Consider the following 18,240-nt stretch of genomic DNA (forward strand, 5'->3'; position numbering starts at 1 on the left):
AGAATGTAATCCTGCAACCGTCCAAAAAGCATTAAAAGTTCTTGAGAAACAGGGGGTGATTGTTAGTCTTGGAAGTAAAGAATTTTTTGTTATTGAAAGTGGGAAGAAAATAATTGAGTTAAGAAATCAGAATTTTAACAGGCTAACAAAAATATTGTTTGAAAAACTATATGCCCTAGGATTTTTGGATTCTGAGATTATCAAACTATTTGATAGAATAGAAACTTAAAAAATGAATAAAAATCAATTATGTGTGAAGAAGATAAAGATACTGACTATTTAGATTATTGATAAAATGGAGGAAACGAATATGGAAGAATCTAAACATCTAATGTTAGAAATACCAAAGAAACAAAATATTCCTCTTTTATATAATCTCTATAGTAGGTTATTGTTTCAGATGCAAGCTGAAATACGCAAGTGTAGATAAAGAAGTATTCTTATTCTTCCGTTTTAGAGGACTTCGTATGCCTAAGTGTAGAAGTCCTTCTTTTTTTGCCTGAAAAACAGTCGGTCAAAAGAAACGGAGTACTTCAAAATGAAAAAAGAATATTATCTATATGTAGGCGGACAAAAAGTCAAAGTCAGTGAGGATATATACAAAGCCTACTGGTGGAAAAGAGAACATGAAAGTATTTAGAGCAGGTGGACAGGAAAAACCACTTGCTCTTTTTTCCGTCCTTGGATCAGGATGGGCATTTTGCAGATAATATCATTGATGAAAGTGTTGATGTCGAAAAGATTGTGGAAACACAGATGATGATTGAGACCGTCAGAAATGCTATATCACCGGAAACCACATCATCTCTTAGTATAAAACTAATTTTACGAAGTATAAAGATAGAATTAAGATTTTTAAAAACTGGAGCTCTTTTAACATTATAAAGAGAATTTAAAATAATGTAATAAAGTTAGACAAATATCTTTTCATGATTACTTAGTCTCAACTTAAGTTCTAGTTAAAAAAATAGTTTCAACTTAAATTCCAGTTTTTTATTTGAACTGGAATTTACTTTGGAAATTAATACATCATTCACACAGCTCCAATAATCCATCATACATTTGACAAATTTCTTATTATGGTATATAATATTGATAATTTGAATAACACATCTTTAATGTGATCCAGAGAGGTCAGCAAAGATTTATTAATTGGAAAACCAAGTTTATTTATGCTGTCCTGCTCAATAGAGTAGGCTATTTTTTTGAGGTGAAGTATGAAAAAACGAATTCTTTTCGACGAAACAATGATTTCTAGAATGATTACTAGAATTGCTAATGAAATTATCGAACAAAACAAATTAGATGATATAGTTTTAGTAGGCATTCAAACTAGAGGGATTCATATCGCCAAAAGATTGAAACAAAAAATCAAAGAAATTGAAAATACTAATATTCCAGTAGAAACACTTGATATAAAATTCTATCGAGATGATCTAGAAAAAATAAGTGAAGAACCTGAAATAAAAGTTCCACGTTTTAAACTTGATTTGACAAACAAAGTTGTAATTATTGTAGATGATGTTCTTTATACAGGAAGAACCGTTAGAGCAGCGATAGATGCTATTATGGATGCTAGTCGTCCAAAAGCAATTCGCCTTGCGATTCTTGTAGACAGAGGACATAGAGAGCTGCCAATTAGAGCAGATCATATTGGAAAAAATATTCCTACTTCAAGAAAAGAAAATGTACAAGTTCATTTAAATGAAGTAGATGATGTTGAAGAAATATTATTAATTTAAATATAAAATCTTTTTAAGGTAGTCCAGAGAGGCTAACAAGGGATTGAATTTAAAGTTTATACTTTATTTGAGGATAGCTATATTTGAGTATAACTATGCCCAGATAAAAACTTGAATTTAATAGTTGATGAACAGTCATACCTTGTAGCCAAATGGATACAAGGTATTTTTTTATACAAAATGGAGGAAGCACTATGAGAAATATAGTAAAAATGTCGGATTTAACAAATGAAGAAGTTTATCAGCTGATAGAAAGAGCTTTAGAGTTGAAAAATGGTAAACAAGTAGAGCCAAGAGAAGACTTATATATAGCAAACTTATTCTTTGAAAACTCAACTAGAACGAAACATAGTTTTGAGGTGGCTGAGCACAAACATAGATTAAATGTTATAAACTTCGAGGCTGCAACATCATCAGTAAATAAAGGGGAAACTTTATACGATACTTGTAAAACATTAGAAATGTTAGGTTGTAACATGTTGGTTATTAGACATGGGCAAGATGCTTACTACAATGAACTGACTAACTTGAATATTCCGATTTTAAGCGGAGGAGATGGAAGTGGAGAACATCCAAGTCAATGTTTACTTGACTTAATGACGATGTACGAGAAGTTTGGAACGTTCGAAAATCTTAATGTAATCATCGCAGGGGATATTAAAAATTCTCGTGTGGCAAGAAGTAATTACAACATGCTTACAAGATTAGGAGCAAGAGTAAGATTTGTTTGTCCAGATATTTTCAAAGACGAGACGCTTGGAGAAGTAGTAGACTTCGATAAAGTAGTTGGAGAAGTTGATGTTTGTATGCTACTGAGAGTTCAACATGAAAGACATGATTCTAAAATGGGACTAAGTAAAGATGAATATCATAATAACTTTGGATTAACTAAAGAACGCTATGAAAGATTAAAAGAATCAGCAATAGTGATGCATCCAGCACCTGTTAATAGAGATATGGAAATAGCTTCGGAACTAGTTGAAGCACCTAAATCGGTAATTTTTGAACAGATGAAAAACGGAATATTCATGAGACAAGCTATGATAGAAAAAATAATTAAAGATAATAATTTATAAAGAGGAGAAGCATATGTTACTTTTAAAAAACGGTAAAATTTTAGAAAATGGTGTATTAGTAGAAAGAGATATTTTGGTTGAAGATAAGAAAATCGTAAAAATCTCTGAGAACATCGAAGAAAGTGGAGTTAAGGTACTAGACTTAGAAGGAAAATTTGTTTCACCAGGATTTATAGATGTTCACGTACACTGGAGAGAACCAGGATTTGAATACAAAGAAAACATTTATCATGCTTCAAGAGCAGCAGCACGTGGTGGATTCACTACAGCAATGCCAATGCCGAACTTAAATCCGGTACCAGACTGTTATGAGAATTTAAAATTACAATTAGACATTATCGAACGTGATTCAGTAATCAGAGCGATTCCTTTCGGAGCTATTACAAAAGGGGAAGAAGGGAAAGAATACGCTGATTTCGAAGAATTAGCCGAACATGTGTTTGCCTTTAGTGATGATGGTAGAGGAGTACAAGATGCTAACATGATGTATGAATCTATGATGGTTGCTGCTAAATTAAATAAAGCAATCGTAGCTCACTGTGAAGATAACTCATTAATCCGCGGTGGATGTATGCACTGTGGACGTAGAAGTCGTGAATTAGATTTACCAGGAATTCCTTCAGTATGTGAAAGTGTTCAGATTGCACGTGATGTTCTTTTAGCTGAAGCAGCAGGATGTCACTACCATGTTTGTCACGTATCTACTAAAGAATCAGTTAGGGTAGTAAGAGAAGCGAAGGCAGCAGGAATTAAAGTTACTTGTGAAGTATGTCCTCACCACCTAATTAGTGATGAAATGGATATTCCAGAAGATAACGGAATGTGGAAAATGAATCCACCTTTAAGAGCACGTGAAGATAGAAATGCTCTTATCGCGGGTCTATTAGATGGAACAATCGATGTAATAGCAACAGACCACGCGCCACATGCTACTCATGAAAAAGACTTATCTATGAGAAAAGCTGCATTTGGAATTGTTGGAAGTGAGACAGCATTCAGTCAACTTTATACGAAATTTGTAAAAACTGGAGTATTCTCACTAGACTTACTAGTTAAACTAATGACTGAAAAAGTTGCAGATACTTTCGACCTACCATATGGACGTTTAGAAGAAGGTGGTTTTGCAGATTTAGTAGTAATCGACTTAGAAAAATCACTTAAAATTGATCCGGAAAAATTCTTATCAAAAGGTAGAAACACACCTTATGTTGGAGAAGAAATTTATGGAATTCCAGTACTAACACTATGTGAAGGTCAAGTTGCATACAAAGATAGCGAAGTATTTGAAGTTTAAAAAATAAAAAACTTAGAAAGAGAGAACAAAGATGTACAGTTACGATAGACAACTAATTTTAGAAGATGGAACAGTATATAAAGGATATGGATTCGGTGCTAACAAAGCACTAGCAGGAGAGGTAGTATTTAACACAGGTATGACGGGTTATCAAGAAACACTTTCTGATCCATCATACAATGGACAAATAGTAACATTCACTTATCCATTAATCGGAAACTATGGAATTAATAGAGATGATTTTGAAACAATTAATCCAAGTATTAAAGGACTTATTGTTAGGGAAGTTTGTAAAAAACCTTCTAACTTTAGAACAGAATACAGTTTAGATGAAGTGCTAAAAGAACTTAACATTCCAGGGATTTCAGGAATCGATACACGTAGTTTAACAAGAAAAATAAGAGAACACGGTACAATCAAAGGAATAATTACTGACCTTTGCATGGATCCAGAAGAACAATTAGAAAATCTTAGAAAAACTGACTTACCAACGAACCAAATTGAACAAGTTTCAACGCAAAAAGCATTCTTATCTTCAGGAAATGGATATAGAGTAGTACTAGTAGACTTCGGTATGAAATCAGGAATACTAAGAGAACTTAATGAACGTAATTGTGACATCGTTGTTGTACCTCACAATGTAACTGCTGCGGAAATTTTCAGACTTAATCCAGATGGAATTATGTTAAGTAATGGACCTGGAGATCCAGAAGATGTACCAGAAACAATCGAGATGCTTAAAGAAGTTATGCCAAAAATTCCAGTTTTTGGAATTTGTATGGGACACCAACTTATTTCATTAGCATGTGGAGCAAAAACATATAAATTGAAATTTGGTCACCGTGGAGCTAACCACCCAGTTAAAAACTTAATCACTGGTAAAGTTGATATTACTTCGCAAAACCATGGTTTCAGTGTTGATATCGAATCATTAAAAGATACAGACTTAGAGCTTACACACCTATCTGTAAATGATAAAACATGTGAAGGGGTACGTCATAAAAAATACCCAGTATTTTCAGTACAATATCACCCAGAAGCATCACCAGGACCACACGATCCTAACTACTTATTCGATCAATTTATAGATAATATGAGAGAATTCAAAGAAAATAAATAGGAATTAACCTGAAAACTATCAAGTATCAATGCAAAATTAAGGAGAATAAAAATGCCAAAACGTAATGATATAAAAACAATACTAGTAATAGGATCTGGACCAATTACAATAGGTCAAGCAGCAGAGTTTGACTATGCTGGGACTCAAGCGTGTCTGTCTTTAAGAGAAGAAGGGTATGAAGTTATCTTAGTTAACTCTAACCCAGCGACAATAATGACAGATAAAGAAATTGCAGATAAAGTTTATATGGAACCTTTAACTCTTGAGTTTGTAAGTAAAATTATCAGAAAAGAAAGACCTGATGCATTACTTCCAACATTAGGAGGACAAGTGGGGTTAAACCTTGCGGTTGAACTTCACAAAAGTGGGATCTTAGATAAATACGGAGTTGAATTACTAGGAACGAAATTAAGTTCAATCGAACAAGCAGAGGATAGAGAATTATTCCGTAACCTAATGAATGAACTAAATGAACCAGTTCCAGAATCAGCAATTATTACAAATTTAGACGAAGCTAGGGATTTCGTTGCTGAAATAGGTTATCCAGTAATCGTTCGTCCTGCCTTCACTATGGGAGGAACAGGTGGTGGTATCTGTTACGATGAGAAAGATTTAGAAGAAATCGTAAGTAGTGGATTACACTATTCACCAGTTACTCAATGTTTACTAGAAAAATCTATCGCAGGATTTAAAGAAATTGAATACGAAGTAATGCGTGACTCTAACGATACAGCGATTGTTGTTTGTAACATGGAAAATATTGATCCTGTAGGGATTCACACAGGAGACTCAGTAGTAGTAGCACCTTCTCAAACATTAACAGATAGAGAATACCACATGTTACGTAATGTATCATTAAAAATTATTAGAGCTTTAAAAATTGAAGGAGGATGTAACGTGCAACTTGCACTTGATCCAAATTCATTCAAATACTATATTATCGAAGTTAATCCAAGGGTATCACGTTCATCAGCCTTAGCTTCAAAAGCAACAGGATATCCAATTGCGAAAATCGCAGCGAAAATTGCTGTAGGATTAACTCTTGATGAAATTATAAACCCAGTTACACAAAACTCATATGCTTGTTTCGAACCAACGCTTGACTATGTAGTAAGTAAAATTCCACGTTTCCCATTTGATAAATTTGAAAATGCGGATAGAAAATTAGGAACACAAATGAAAGCTACTGGTGAAGTAATGGCGATGGGTAGAACTTATGAAGAAAGTTTACTAAAAGCTATTCGTTCATTAGAATATGGAGTGCACCACCTAGGATTACCTAACGGAGATGATTTCACATTAGAAGAAATTATTGACAAGATTAAACAAGCTGGAGACGAAAGATTATTCTTTATTGGAGAAGCTTTAAGACGCGGACAAAGCACAAAAGATATTCACGATATTACAAAAATTGACATGTTCTTCCTAGAGAAAATGCAAAATATCATTGATATCGAACATGAGTTAAAAGACAATGTTGGAAATGTAGATTTACTAGAATATGCTAAGAAATACGGATTCTCTGATAAGGTAATTGCTCACAGATGGGGAATGACAGAAGATGATATCTACAACCTTCGTCAAGAAAATAAAATAACACCAGTATTCAAAATGGTTGATACATGTGCAGCTGAGTTCGTTTCAGAAACACCATACTTCTACTCAAGTTATGAACAAGAGGAAGAATCAATCGTTAGCGATAAGAAAAAAATTGTTGTACTGGGATCTGGTCCTATCCGAATCGGACAAGGTGTAGAGTTCGACTATGCTACAGTTCATGCGGTAATGGCGATTAAAGATGCAGGTTATGAGGCAATCATTGTTAATAACAACCCAGAAACAGTTTCTACAGACTTTACAATCTCTGATAAACTGTACTTCGAGCCATTAACTGAAGAAGATGTGATGGCGATAATTAATCACGAAAATCCACTAGGAGTTGTAGTGCAATTCGGTGGACAAACAGCGATTAACCTAGCAGCTAAATTAGAAAAACATGGCGTGAAAATTCTAGGTACAGCTTTAGAAGAAATCGATAATGCAGAAGATAGAGATAAATTTGAAGAATTATTACATAAACTAGACATTCCACAACCACTTGGGAAAACTGCATTCGATGTAGAAACAGCAGTTAAAAATGCAGAAGAAATTGGATACCCTGTATTAGTAAGACCTTCATACGTACTAGGTGGACGAGCTATGGAAATAGTTTATGAAGAAGCTGAATTACGTCGTTATATGAAGACAGCTGTAAAACTTACACCAGAACACCCAGTATTAACTGACAGATATTTAGTAGGTCGTGAGATAGAAGTAGATGCTATTAGTGATGGAGAAACAGTAATTATTCCAGGTATTATGGAACACATCGAAAGAGCAGGGGTTCACTCAGGAGACTCTATAGCAGTATATCCACCTCAAACACTGACAGAAGATGAAAAAGCTAAGTTAATAGAATATACAATTAAATTAGCAAAAGGATTAAACATCGTTGGATTATTAAATATTCAATATGTAATCAGTAAAGGGGAAGTATTCGTACTAGAAGTTAACCCACGAAGCTCAAGAACTGTACCATTCTTAAGTAAAATAACAGGAGTACCAATGGCAAAACTTGCTGCTGGAGCTATCATTGGAGAAACTCTAAAATCTAAAGGATATGAAACTGGATTATTACCAGAAGCACAGAATGTTTACACTAAAGTACCGGTATTTAGTTTCCAAAAACTAAAAGATGTTGATACTACTCTTGGGCCTGAGATGAAATCAACTGGAGAAGTAATGGGAAGTGATAGAACTCTAGAAAAATCACTATACAAAGGACTACTTGCAGCAGGAATCAAGGTAAGTGATCAAGGAAATATCTTATTCACAATTAGTGACGATGATAAAGAAGAAGCATTAAATATAGCAAAACGATTCTTCGACTTAGGATACAACTTATTAGCTACAGAAGGAACAGCTAAGTACCTAGATGAACACGGATTAAGAGTTACTCCAGTAGGAAAAATTAACCAAAGTGATTACAGTGTACTTGATGCTATATATAATGGAGATGTGGATGTAGTAGTAAATACTACTTCAAAAGATAAAGATGTAACAAAAGACGGATTCAAGATTCGCCGTGTAGCGAGTGAGCAAGAGGTTGTATGTTTAACATCATTAGATACAGCAGATGCGCTACTAAAAGTACTAGAATCAATTTCATTTGATATATTACCACTATAGGAGTAAAAGTATGGATTATGTAGAAATCTTGAAATATGGCAATAAAATTATTATCACTTTTAATATTGAACATAATAAACCATTTAATATTGGTGAAAGAATGAATGAACTTTGTGAAGATGCTTATATGAATGGGTATAACTGGGGGGCATTTTTCAATTATTATCTTGAGAAAAATTATCCAGAAATATTAGAGGGGATAAATTTTGATTCAGAAGCAGGGATGTTTACAGCTTACTGCGATTATTCACCAGAAAATGAAATTAAAGCAGAAAAGTTCAAAGAAATAATAAGAGACTTAGTAGAAAATGAAGAGAAATTATATGAAGTTATAAAAGTAGAAGCTGCTAATATAGAGTGGGATTAATAGCTATAAAAATTTAATGAAAAGGGGAGAAAGTTAACTTGATAGATTTGATTTTATAAAATCAATATGTAAAGTTATCTTCTCCTTTTTCATGAGAAGGAGTGTGTAGATGGATACTTATTTAGCAACAGTAGTTAGTAATGAACAAATTGCAGATAAAATATTTAGAATTGAATTACAAGGTGACGTAGTTGAAGAAATGAATACACCAGGACAATTCGTAAATATTAAAGTTAGCAATAGTTATGAGTTTTTATTAAGAAGACCTATTTCAATTTGTGAAATTAATAAAGAAAAAAATACATTTGTGATGATTTATAGAGCAGATGGAGCAGGTACTAAGAAAATATCTGAATTAGAAACAGGTAATTTAGTGGATGTATTAGGACCATTAGGAAAAGGATATGATGTTTATACGCTAGAAGAAGGACAAACTGCATTGCTAGTAGGTGGAGGGATTGGAGTTCCACCGTTATATGAACTGGCTAAGCAATTTAGAAAACAGGGGGTAAACACAGTACATATTTTAGGTTTTAATAATGTGAAAGATGTATTTTATGAAGAAAAATTTGCAGAGCTTGGTACAACTTATGTTGCTACAGCTGATGGAAGTTATGGAGAAAAAGGTTTTGTTACTGATGTTATAAAAAATTATGAAGTTGACTATGATAAGTATTATAGTTGTGGTCCATTTGCAATGTTAAAAGCATTAACTAAGATGGATGAAGAAAAGATGGGGTATATTTCTTTAGAAGAAAGAATGGCTTGTGGAGTAGGTGCATGCTACGCATGTGTTTGTGAGAAAATTGATGGTTCTATATCTCGAGTATGTTACGATGGCCCTGTTTATGATTCAAAAGAAATAGCATTATAGGAGGAATTTATGAGCGAAAGATTACGAGTGAAACTACCAGGATTAGATTTAAAAAATCCTGTAATGCCTGCATCAGGATGCTTTGCATTTGGTTTAGAATATGCTAACTTTTATGATTTAAGCAGACTTGGAGCAATCATGATTAAGGCAGCGACTAAAGAACCACGTTTTGGGAATCCTACACCACGTGTAGCGGAGACTTCCAGTGGGATGTTAAATGCAATAGGTCTACAAAATCCTGGGGTTCATGAGATATTAGAAACTAAATTAAAAGAATTAGAAAAATATGATGTTCCTATTATTGCTAATGTGGCAGGATGTGAAATAGATGATTATGTCTATGTAGCGGAGCACATAAGTAAAGCACCGAATGTTCATGCATTAGAGTTAAATATATCTTGTCCTAATGTTAAGCATGGAGGAATTCAGTTCGGAACAGATCCTGAAACAGCAAAAAACTTAACTAAAAAAGTAAAAGAGGTATCTAGTGTACCTGTTTATGTGAAACTTTCACCTAACGTTACCGATATCGTAGCGATGGCAAAAGCTGTCGAAGAAGGAGGAGCTGATGGTATTACAATGATAAATACCTTAGTAGGTGTAAGATTAGATAAAAAGACAGGAAAACCAATAATTGCGAACGTAACAGGTGGATTATCAGGACCAGCGGTGAAACCTGTAGCTATAAGAATGGTTTATCAGGTGAGCCAAGCTGTTAACATTCCTATTATAGGTATGGGAGGTATAATGGATGAGTGGGATGTGATTGACTTTATCTCAGCTGGAGCAAGTGCGGTAGCGGTAGGTACAGCAAATTTTGCAGATCCATATGCTTGCCCAAAAATTATCGATAAGTTAGAAGCGGCGCTTGATGAACTAGGTGTAGAACATATACTAGAACTTCGTGGTCGTGCATATAAATAAAAAGGAGAAATATTATGAATAAAGATGTAATAATAGCGTTAGATTTTCCTACTTTGGAAGACACTTTAAATTTTTTAGAAAAATTTGGTGAAGAAAAATTATTTGTAAAAGTGGGGATGGAATTATACCTGCAAAATGGACCTGTTGTTATTGAAAAAATTAAAGAATTAGGACATAAGATATTCTTAGATCTTAAACTACATGATATTCCTAATACAGTTTATGGTGCGACAAAAGGATTAGCAAAATTCAAAGTTGATATTCTTACAGTACATGCTGCAGGAGGTTATGAAATGCTTAAAGCAGCAAAACGAGGAATGGTTGAAGGCGGTAGTGTAGATACTAATGTAATAGCAATAACACAATTAACTTCTACATCAGAAGAAGCGATGAAAGACGAGCAACTAATTGCTGTATCTTTAGAAGAGAGCGTAATTAATTATGCTAAACTAGCTAAAAAAGCAGGACTTGATGGAGTAGTTTCATCAGTTTGGGAAGCAAGATTAATTAGAGAAAACTGTGGAGATGACTTCTTAAAAGTAACTCCAGGAATAAGATTAGAAACAGATGAAGTAGGAGATCAAAAACGTGTAGCAACTCCAGCTGTTGCTAACGAAGAAGGAAGTACACATATCGTGGTTGGTCGTTCTATAACTAAATCAGAAAATCCACTTGAAGTTTATAACTTAATTAAAAATCAATTCATAAAATAATATTAGATATACAGCTAACATAAAGGAGAAGAACATGGCATTAGAAAGAAAAATAGCAAAACACTTATTAGATATTGAAGCAGTAGCATTAAGACCAAATGATTATTTCACTTGGACATCTGGAATTAAATCACCAATTTACTGTGACAACAGAATTACAATGTCTTATCCAGCGATTCGTCGTGAAATAGCTACAGGTATGAGTGAAGTAATTAAAGCTAAATTCCCAGAAGTAGAAGTAGTAGCTGGTACTGCAACAGCAGGTATTCCTCACGCTGCATGGGTAAGTGAAGTACTGGATTTACCTATGATTTACGTTAGGGACTCAGCTAAAAAACACGGAAAAACAAATCAAATCGAAGGAAGATTACTAGAAGGACAAAAAGTTGTTATTATTGAAGATTTAATCTCAACTGGGTTATCTTCATTAAAAGTAGCCAAAGCTTTAGAAGAAGCTGGTGCAGTAGTCTTAGGAGTAGTGGCAATATTTAGTTATGAACTTAAGAAAGCACAAGATGCCTTTGCAGCAGATAAAGTAGAGTACTACACTTTAACTAACTACAACTACTTAATCGAAGAAGCGGTAGCAAGTGATTATATCAAACAAGAAGATGTAGAAAAACTTCTTGAGTGGAGAAATAATTTGTAAGAAAAGTTCTTAATCGAATTGAGATTAGTTTCAAAGAAATAAAGTAATAATAAAGATGTAGCTTAGAAGAAAGTTTTAGGATACATCTTTTTATATTGGCTATTTGTCAAGTACGATTGATTTAGAAATATAAGAAGGTTAATATAATTTATTTCCATCAAAAATTAGAATTTTTTAAAGAGATTTAAACAACTTGTGATTTCAAGAGAGAATATGAAACATTGATATAGTAATGTTTGTGTAATTTAATGTTACTATATTTTTTAGTACAACAACTATTTATCCAAGTATTTTATATAATTTTAAGTACTTCTAATTATCTTCTTAGTGTTTTTCTATTTTAAATATAATTCACTGGGGAACCCTAATGAATTCAATACCTTAGTAGCATGATTTTTATTGTCCATACTGTTATAAAATTTTTCTATCAGTAAAACTAATCGATCTTTTAAGTTAGTGTATTCGATAATGTTAAAAAAACATTTAAAAGTTAAAATTGTACTATATACTGTTTGTCTAGATTCTCTTTTGTCTTGATTATGTAATTCATTAATATATTTTATGTTATTTTTACATTTGAAATTAATTAATCTATTGTTATGAGCTACTACATTTCTAAGTTGTCTAATGTTTTCAAGTATAGAAGAAAATACAGCTACATCTAATCTAATAATTTTATCCTTAGAAGATAAGTTTTTATTTATATGATTTCTCACTATTGTATATTTCAATGTTGGAGTTAATGTATTATAAAAATATATACTTTGTCCTAAAGTTAAAAAGCTAGATAATACCCATAAAGGAACATCATTGTGGTTATTTATATAGTGTTTGATAGCATTAGCTTTTTTATCATTACTGTAAAAATTAATTATATTTGTGTATGTACTAATTACACTGAATGCAGAAGATAAGTTTTTCTTATCATAGTTCCTTACATTTAAAAATGCATATTCTTCTTGATACTTGTTACAATATTCATAAATTAACATAGCCTTAAATATACTTTCTATTTCAGTAAGATATTCAAATAATATTTTCTTTAGTTCTCTATCTAGATTTTGTACCATAAGGATATTTTCAAAATAAGTATTATCTTCATAGGTATTAAAACTATTTATCATAAATTTACTGTAATTATTAATAAGATTATAATAATTATTTTTTAATAATATTTCTCTTGCTTTTTCTTTATCTTTAAATTTTAAATTTCTTTTTTCTAATAAGTCAATTTGTTGATCTATTGTTCTAAAAGGTTTTCCCATATTTCTCACCTCTTTCATATAAAATAAAACACGGCTTACAAATAAATGTAAACCGTGCTTACGCTACTAGAAGTCCGCAGTACATTCTAGTGCTATACCTTATTTACATTTTAGCATTTTTTGTTAATATTTTCAAGATATTTTTATTGATAATTTAAAAACAGTTTCCATATTTTCTTGACACACTTTGATATAGAATAGCATGGGAGTGATTCAAAAATCGTGATTTTGGAGAAACAAGATTTTGTAGAGTTGCTATCGCACAGTTCATTAGATATCTAAAAAGTTTTTTCTAAAGCGAATTTAGATATCAATAAACCACTGCGTCTATGAGTATGAACTTTGTTAAATTTTAGGACTTTTTGGTCAGTTTCATTCTGATTAAAACTCTTTCTCGTTATGTTTATTATATTATATTTTTTAGTATAGTGTCTAGTTTTTAAGTGTGACTCTAAGTTAAATTAAAAGAAATAAAGTATATAAAGTAATAATAAAGATGTAGCTTAGAGGAAAGTTTTAAGATACATCCTTTTATATTATCACTTTAATTTGATAGCGATTATCAATGGCTTATGATATAATTATATTAATAATATAAGGTAGTGAGGTAATGAGAAATGGATAATATTATTGATGTGAGTATACCAGTTGCACAAGTTGTTGATAAACACCCAGAAGTATTGGATATTTTAGTAGATTTAGGGTTTAAGCCTTTGGCTAATCCTATTATGAGAAATACTGTAGGTAGAAAGACTTCACTTAGAATGGGTTCGAAATTGGCAGGAATTAAACTTGAAACAATTATTGCTACATTAGAAGCTAATGGATATGAAGTAGTAGGACTAGACTAATGGCTACAAAGAGAATTGAAGTTTTACGCGATATATTATTACGACTTCATAAAGGTGAGTCTGCCGAATCTGTTCAAGATGAATTCAATGAACATTTTTCTGGAGTATCTGCTATTGAAATATCTTTAATGGAGCATGAGCTTATGAATTCAGATTCTGGCGTAACTTTTGAAGATGTTATGAAGTTATGTAATGTACATGCTAATTTGTTTAAAGGTGCGATAAAAACTGTAGAAGTTGAAGATAGTGAGCATCCAGGACATCCAGTTCAAGTGTTTAAACAAGAGAATTTAGCTTTAAGAGCTGCGATTATTCGAGTACGCAGAATTTTAGACAATTATGCTAAGCTCGATGATGGTGATACAAAAGTAGCAGTTTTAAAAGGATTGCTTCGTCAGTTGCAATTATTAGGGCAATTTGATATTCATTATAAACGCAAAGAAGAACTTATGTTTCCTATAATGGAGAGATATGGACATGATGCACCACCTAAGGTTATGTGGGGTGTTGATGATGAAATAAGAGATTTGTTTAAACTAGCAAAAGAAGAAGCGGAAAAACTACCAAATGTAGAGATAGATGTAGTTAAAGAAAAGTTTGAAGTTTTTGTTAAAGAATTTGAGGAAATGATCTTTAAAGAAGAGTCGATTCTTCTTATGATATTATTAGAAACATTTACTCAAGATGATTGGTTGAGTATAGCTAAAGATAGTGATACATACGGTTATGCAATAATTCGACCTCAAGAAGAGTGGATACCTCACAGAGAAGATTTTGAAACTAAAATTACTAGTGATGACAGTGAGGTAATGGAAGTAAAAGAAGGGGAATTAACGAAAGTAATACAAACTCCTGAAGGAGAGTTCACTATTACTTACAAACCGAAAGAAGTTAAAAAAGAAACTTTCAATAGGGAAACACCTCAGAAAATAGGAAATGGTTATCTATCATTAAATCAAATTGATTTAATATTAAATTATCTGCCTATGGAAATTACCTTTGTTAATAAAGACGAAGTTTTTCAGTATTATAATAATCATTGTTCAGAAGAAGAGATGATTTTCAAACGCACGCCAGGACAAGTAGGAAGAAATGTTGAACTATGTCATCCACCTAAGTATCTAGAAAAAGTTAAAACTATAATGCAGAACTTGCGAGAAAGAAAAAAAGACAAGTATGAAATGTGGTTTAAATCAGAATCAAGAGGGAAGTTTGTTCATGTCACTTATGCAGGTGTTTATGATGAAAATGGTGAATTTCAAGGAGTATTAGAATATGTTCAAGATATAGCTCCTTATAGAGAAATAGACAGTGATTATTATAGGGGAATAGAATAATAAAGTAATTTAAAAAGAGAAAACTTATTTTTAAAGTATCTATAACGTTATATACAGACCTAAAATAATATAAAATATTTCAAAATAAATTAGAAGTTAAACCTGCAGGGTGGATGAAATTTTGGCTCTTTGTCAAGTGCGGTTGATTTAGAAAAATAGGGAGGAAGCTACGCTATATTAAGCAACCTAGATTTTTCACTATTTTTTCGTTTTAACTTTATTGTTTTCTTTTTAGCGAGATTTGAGTTATATTATAATGAAAAATCTTATAATAGAATAACTGAAAAGAAAAACAATTATTCTATGGAAACTAAATATATACTTATGGTATTTAAAATAAGAATAAATCTTAAAGAAACTAAGATAAGTAGTTCAATGTAATTGATTTATCTAATATATTAGATAAATATCAAAGGTAAATGTCAATATCAAATTATTTTTAAAAAAATTATAGATAGACACTATTCGTCCACCAGATATGGTAAAATATAATTGTTGAAAAAATCAATAAATAAAAATAGAGTGAGGTTAAAGTTATGTCAGAAAATAATAAAGAATCAAAACTTTTAAAAGATGTTATAAAAGAAGTATTTGAACATGAGTTACTAGAAAAAGGAAGGTCTAAAGATAGATTTGATGAAGTAATAAAGGATAAAAATATTTTTTTAGGGATATTTAGTCCTTGGCACCAGGATAAAGGTGAAGAGCTAATTCAAGGTTTTGTAAATAATGTCAAAGGTGATAATTCTACTAATGATTTTTCTTGGTTAGATATTTTAGATGATGATAAGAGATGGAAAGAATTTCCGGATGATAAGTTAAAAAAAGAAATAAAAGAAAATAAAAAGAAATATACGAATATGCGTTACCAAATTCCATCTCATTTCCATGGTGATATTGATAATGCAGTGCTCTTCTACTGTATGGAAAATCCTAGAGGGTATTTAGGTGATTATAAAGATAGTTATATTGATAAAGAATTTCAAGGCGAAACACTAAATGAATTTTATCTTTATTCAGCTAGTATACGTAATGAAAAAAGTAAAACATTAAAAGAAATAATTAGAGAACGATATCAATTAGAGAAAAGTTCAATAGAAAAAAATTTAGAGAAGGAAATTATTAACATCATTTATAGCCATGAAGAAAGTGCTTTAGGACGTGAAATTGAACATATTTATAAACAAGATAAAAACAACAAATATTATAATTTTGATTTTGAAAGTAAGGAAAGCAAAACTAAATTATTAAAAGATTATTACTATTTTAAAGAATATTATTCTCAGCTAATTCAGACAGATCAAAATTTAGACTTCAAAAAATTAAAGAATGAGAAAGAAGCTGTTAAAGAAATTGCTGATAAAATTTGTAATGTAGAAATTTATCCTTTCTCATGTGCTCAACCAAATTTAGGAGGAAATGGTATTGGAGGAAAAATTCTTCGCAATTCAGATTTATCTCGTTTGGGAGCTTACATTGTATTGAGAAGAATTTATAAGTATTTACAAGAGGTAGAAAAAGGTAAAAAAGATGCCCAAAAACCAGTTATTATTTTTCGTAAATATGACAGTGCATGGAAAGAACTGTTTAAAAAAATATTTGATGAAGTAAAAGATTTTGATAATAAGTTAGTTCTAGAATTGTTAGAAAAAGGTTTCTTTTATTGCCAACTAGCCCAACAGGGAGGGGGTATTACATCTGGTAATGTTATTTCAGTTCCTAATTATAAAATACTTTTATCTATGAAAAAAGATGCTTTTAAAGAAATTTCTGACCTATTACCACGAATTGATATTGATAAAATTAGTGTAAAAGAATCAGGTAATGAATGATGAATTCTCAAGAAAGACTAATAACAATTTTTCTTCGCCTACAATCTGGGAAACGATTATCTAAAGCACAATTAACTAGTGAGTTTTCTGTGAATCCAAAAACTATTCAACGTGATATAAGTACACTAAGGAGAATAATAGAAGAACAGCATCTTTCAAATTGTGAAATAGTATTTGATACTTCTGATAATACCTATCGTTTTTTAGGGGAGACTACTTTTAATAAAAAATATATCTTGATTATTTCAAAGATACTTTTAGAAAATAGAGCATTGAATAAATCAGAGATGAATTCGTTGCTAGAAAGCCTTTTAGCATTACTTTCGAGTGAAGAAATGAAAGAGGTTAAATCTATTATAGAAAATGAACATTTTAATTATAAATCATTGACAAATGAAAAAGATAGGATTGAAACTGTATGGTTTATATCTGAGGCAATTCGGAGTAAACAAATGTTAGAAATAGACTATAATGCTCCTCTAAAAGAAAAGAAAACTCATATTATTTTTCCGGTTTCTTTATACTACGATGCTCATTATTTTTATTTAGTTGCTTATCATCTAAAATATGAAAACTATACAACCTTTCGAATTGATAGAATAAGTAGTTATAGTAAATCTAATGAAAAAAAACCAAATATATCCTATGGGAAAATTTATAAAGATGGAGATGTTCGTAATCAAAAAGTTGATGCTTTTGAAGGTAGTAGGGTTAGAATTACTTTGATATATAAAGGGAATTCAGAAATTATTTTAGACAAATTTCCAAATCATACAATTCTTTCGGCAGAAAAAGATGAGATGAAGATTCAAATCGATACACAATATACTCCAGGACTCAAAAGATGGATTTTAGGGCAAGGTGGAGAGGTGACTGTATTAACTCCTCAAAAGTTAGTTGAAGAGTTGCAAGAAATACTTGAAAAAACATTAAAAAATTATAAAAAATAAACGAGGTAGACAAAATAA

The 18,240-nt window shown here is 31.4% G+C and carries 15 protein-coding genes and 2 pseudogenes; 16 read left to right on the forward strand and 1 reads right to left on the reverse strand.

Going from position 1 to position 18,240, the window contains the following annotated elements; translation table 11 throughout:
* The 12 genes and pseudogenes from RWQ74_RS03440 to pyrE all read left to right on the forward strand — a co-directional run.
* A pseudogene (locus RWQ74_RS03440) lies at positions 1 to 229 on the forward strand (GntR family transcriptional regulator); the annotation flags it as partial.
* Positions 230 to 538: 309 nt separating this feature from the next.
* A pseudogene (locus RWQ74_RS03445) lies at positions 539 to 789 on the forward strand (sigma-70 family RNA polymerase sigma factor); the annotation flags it as partial.
* 428 nt (positions 790 to 1,217) lie between these two features.
* On the forward strand, positions 1,218 to 1,742 hold the full coding sequence (gene pyrR / locus RWQ74_RS03450) for a bifunctional pyr operon transcriptional regulator/uracil phosphoribosyltransferase PyrR (RefSeq protein WP_204641508.1): 525 nt from the start codon (positions 1,218 to 1,220) through the stop codon (positions 1,740 to 1,742).
* A 194-nt stretch (positions 1,743 to 1,936) separates the two neighbouring features.
* Positions 1,937 to 2,818 carry an aspartate carbamoyltransferase catalytic subunit gene (locus RWQ74_RS03455; RefSeq protein WP_314396822.1) on the forward strand — a complete coding sequence of 294 codons (882 nt, stop codon included), beginning with the start codon at positions 1,937 to 1,939 and terminating at the stop codon, positions 2,816 to 2,818.
* A 13-nt stretch (positions 2,819 to 2,831) separates the two neighbouring features.
* Complete coding sequence (locus RWQ74_RS03460) at positions 2,832 to 4,112, forward strand: dihydroorotase (protein WP_314396824.1); 1,281 nt, start codon at positions 2,832 to 2,834, stop codon at positions 4,110 to 4,112.
* Between the two features lie 31 nt (positions 4,113 to 4,143).
* The gene (carA, locus tag RWQ74_RS03465; protein WP_314083969.1) at positions 4,144 to 5,232 is read left to right on the forward strand and encodes a glutamine-hydrolyzing carbamoyl-phosphate synthase small subunit; all 1,089 of its coding nucleotides are present in this window, start codon (positions 4,144 to 4,146) and stop codon (positions 5,230 to 5,232) included.
* 51 nt (positions 5,233 to 5,283) lie between these two features.
* Entirely contained in the window at positions 5,284 to 8,460 is a 3,177-nt protein-coding gene (carB, locus tag RWQ74_RS03470) for a carbamoyl-phosphate synthase large subunit (RefSeq protein WP_314396826.1), read from the forward strand.
* Positions 8,461 to 8,470: 10 nt separating this feature from the next.
* On the forward strand, positions 8,471 to 8,827 hold the full coding sequence (locus RWQ74_RS03475; RefSeq protein WP_314396827.1) for an Imm51 family immunity protein: 357 nt from the start codon (positions 8,471 to 8,473) through the stop codon (positions 8,825 to 8,827).
* A gap of 109 nt (positions 8,828 to 8,936) precedes the next feature.
* Complete coding sequence (locus RWQ74_RS03480) at positions 8,937 to 9,701, forward strand: dihydroorotate dehydrogenase electron transfer subunit (RefSeq protein WP_314396829.1); 765 nt, start codon at positions 8,937 to 8,939, stop codon at positions 9,699 to 9,701.
* Positions 9,702 to 9,710: 9 nt separating this feature from the next.
* Positions 9,711 to 10,625, forward strand: coding sequence for a dihydroorotate dehydrogenase (locus RWQ74_RS03485; protein ID WP_314083963.1), 915 nt, complete (start codon positions 9,711 to 9,713; stop codon positions 10,623 to 10,625).
* A gap of 14 nt (positions 10,626 to 10,639) precedes the next feature.
* On the forward strand, positions 10,640 to 11,338 hold the full coding sequence (gene pyrF, locus RWQ74_RS03490; RefSeq protein WP_314396831.1) for an orotidine-5'-phosphate decarboxylase: 699 nt from the start codon (positions 10,640 to 10,642) through the stop codon (positions 11,336 to 11,338).
* Between the two features lie 34 nt (positions 11,339 to 11,372).
* Positions 11,373 to 11,987 carry an orotate phosphoribosyltransferase gene (gene pyrE / locus RWQ74_RS03495; RefSeq protein WP_314396833.1) on the forward strand — a complete coding sequence of 205 codons (615 nt, stop codon included), beginning with the start codon at positions 11,373 to 11,375 and terminating at the stop codon, positions 11,985 to 11,987.
* Positions 11,988 to 12,322: 335 nt separating this feature from the next.
* Here pyrE and RWQ74_RS03500 read toward each other — a convergent pair whose 3' ends face one another.
* On the reverse strand, positions 12,323 to 13,252 hold the full coding sequence (locus RWQ74_RS03500) for an Abi family protein (RefSeq protein ID WP_314396835.1): 930 nt from the start codon (positions 13,250 to 13,252) through the stop codon (positions 12,323 to 12,325).
* Between the two features lie 617 nt (positions 13,253 to 13,869).
* Between RWQ74_RS03500 and RWQ74_RS03505 the strand changes: the two genes are divergently transcribed.
* The 4 genes from RWQ74_RS03505 to RWQ74_RS03520 all read left to right on the forward strand — a co-directional run bounded on the left by RWQ74_RS03505 (position 13,870) and on the right by RWQ74_RS03520 (position 18,222).
* Positions 13,870 to 14,103 (forward strand): DUF1858 domain-containing protein, encoded by a 234-nt coding sequence (locus RWQ74_RS03505; RefSeq protein ID WP_003144696.1) that lies wholly within the window; start codon positions 13,870 to 13,872, stop codon positions 14,101 to 14,103.
* Positions 14,103 to 15,440 (forward strand): DUF438 domain-containing protein, encoded by a 1,338-nt coding sequence (locus tag RWQ74_RS03510; protein ID WP_314396836.1) that lies wholly within the window; start codon positions 14,103 to 14,105, stop codon positions 15,438 to 15,440. Before RWQ74_RS03505 ends, RWQ74_RS03510 begins: the two co-directional genes overlap by 1 nt.
* Before the next feature lie 536 nt (positions 15,441 to 15,976).
* Positions 15,977 to 17,272 (forward strand): hypothetical protein, encoded by a 1,296-nt coding sequence (locus RWQ74_RS03515; RefSeq protein WP_314396838.1) that lies wholly within the window; start codon positions 15,977 to 15,979, stop codon positions 17,270 to 17,272.
* Positions 17,272 to 18,222, forward strand: coding sequence for a WYL domain-containing protein (locus tag RWQ74_RS03520; protein ID WP_314160586.1), 951 nt, complete (start codon positions 17,272 to 17,274; stop codon positions 18,220 to 18,222). The genes RWQ74_RS03515 and RWQ74_RS03520 overlap by 1 nt, the downstream gene beginning before the upstream one ends.
* Positions 18,223 to 18,240 lie beyond the last annotated feature (18 nt).

The organism is uncultured Gemella sp., assembly GCF_963525165.1.
Classification (GTDB): domain Bacteria; phylum Bacillota; class Bacilli; order Staphylococcales; family Gemellaceae; genus Gemella.

What these genes read in the sequence shown, in the direction of transcription:
- pyrR (WP_204641508.1), top strand. Translation starts at nt 1,218, where the DNA reads ATGAAAAAACGAATTCTTTTCGACGAAACAATGATTTCTAGAATGATT.
- RWQ74_RS03455 (WP_314396822.1), top strand. Translation starts at nt 1,937, where the DNA reads ATGAGAAATATAGTAAAAATGTCGGATTTAACAAATGAAGAAGTTTAT.
- RWQ74_RS03460 (WP_314396824.1), top strand. Translation starts at nt 2,832, where the DNA reads ATGTTACTTTTAAAAAACGGTAAAATTTTAGAAAATGGTGTATTAGTA.
- carA (WP_314083969.1), top strand. Translation starts at nt 4,144, where the DNA reads ATGTACAGTTACGATAGACAACTAATTTTAGAAGATGGAACAGTATAT.
- carB (WP_314396826.1), top strand. Translation starts at nt 5,284, where the DNA reads ATGCCAAAACGTAATGATATAAAAACAATACTAGTAATAGGATCTGGA.
- RWQ74_RS03475 (WP_314396827.1), top strand. Translation starts at nt 8,471, where the DNA reads ATGGATTATGTAGAAATCTTGAAATATGGCAATAAAATTATTATCACT.
- RWQ74_RS03480 (WP_314396829.1), top strand. Translation starts at nt 8,937, where the DNA reads ATGGATACTTATTTAGCAACAGTAGTTAGTAATGAACAAATTGCAGAT.
- RWQ74_RS03485 (WP_314083963.1), top strand. Translation starts at nt 9,711, where the DNA reads ATGAGCGAAAGATTACGAGTGAAACTACCAGGATTAGATTTAAAAAAT.
- pyrF (WP_314396831.1), top strand. Translation starts at nt 10,640, where the DNA reads ATGAATAAAGATGTAATAATAGCGTTAGATTTTCCTACTTTGGAAGAC.
- pyrE (WP_314396833.1), top strand. Translation starts at nt 11,373, where the DNA reads ATGGCATTAGAAAGAAAAATAGCAAAACACTTATTAGATATTGAAGCA.
- RWQ74_RS03500 (WP_314396835.1), bottom strand. Translation starts at nt 13,252, where the DNA reads ATGGGAAAACCTTTTAGAACAATAGATCAACAAATTGACTTATTAGAA.
- RWQ74_RS03505 (WP_003144696.1), top strand. Translation starts at nt 13,870, where the DNA reads ATGGATAATATTATTGATGTGAGTATACCAGTTGCACAAGTTGTTGAT.
- RWQ74_RS03510 (WP_314396836.1), top strand. Translation starts at nt 14,103, where the DNA reads ATGGCTACAAAGAGAATTGAAGTTTTACGCGATATATTATTACGACTT.
- RWQ74_RS03515 (WP_314396838.1), top strand. Translation starts at nt 15,977, where the DNA reads ATGTCAGAAAATAATAAAGAATCAAAACTTTTAAAAGATGTTATAAAA.
- RWQ74_RS03520 (WP_314160586.1), top strand. Translation starts at nt 17,272, where the DNA reads ATGAATTCTCAAGAAAGACTAATAACAATTTTTCTTCGCCTACAATCT.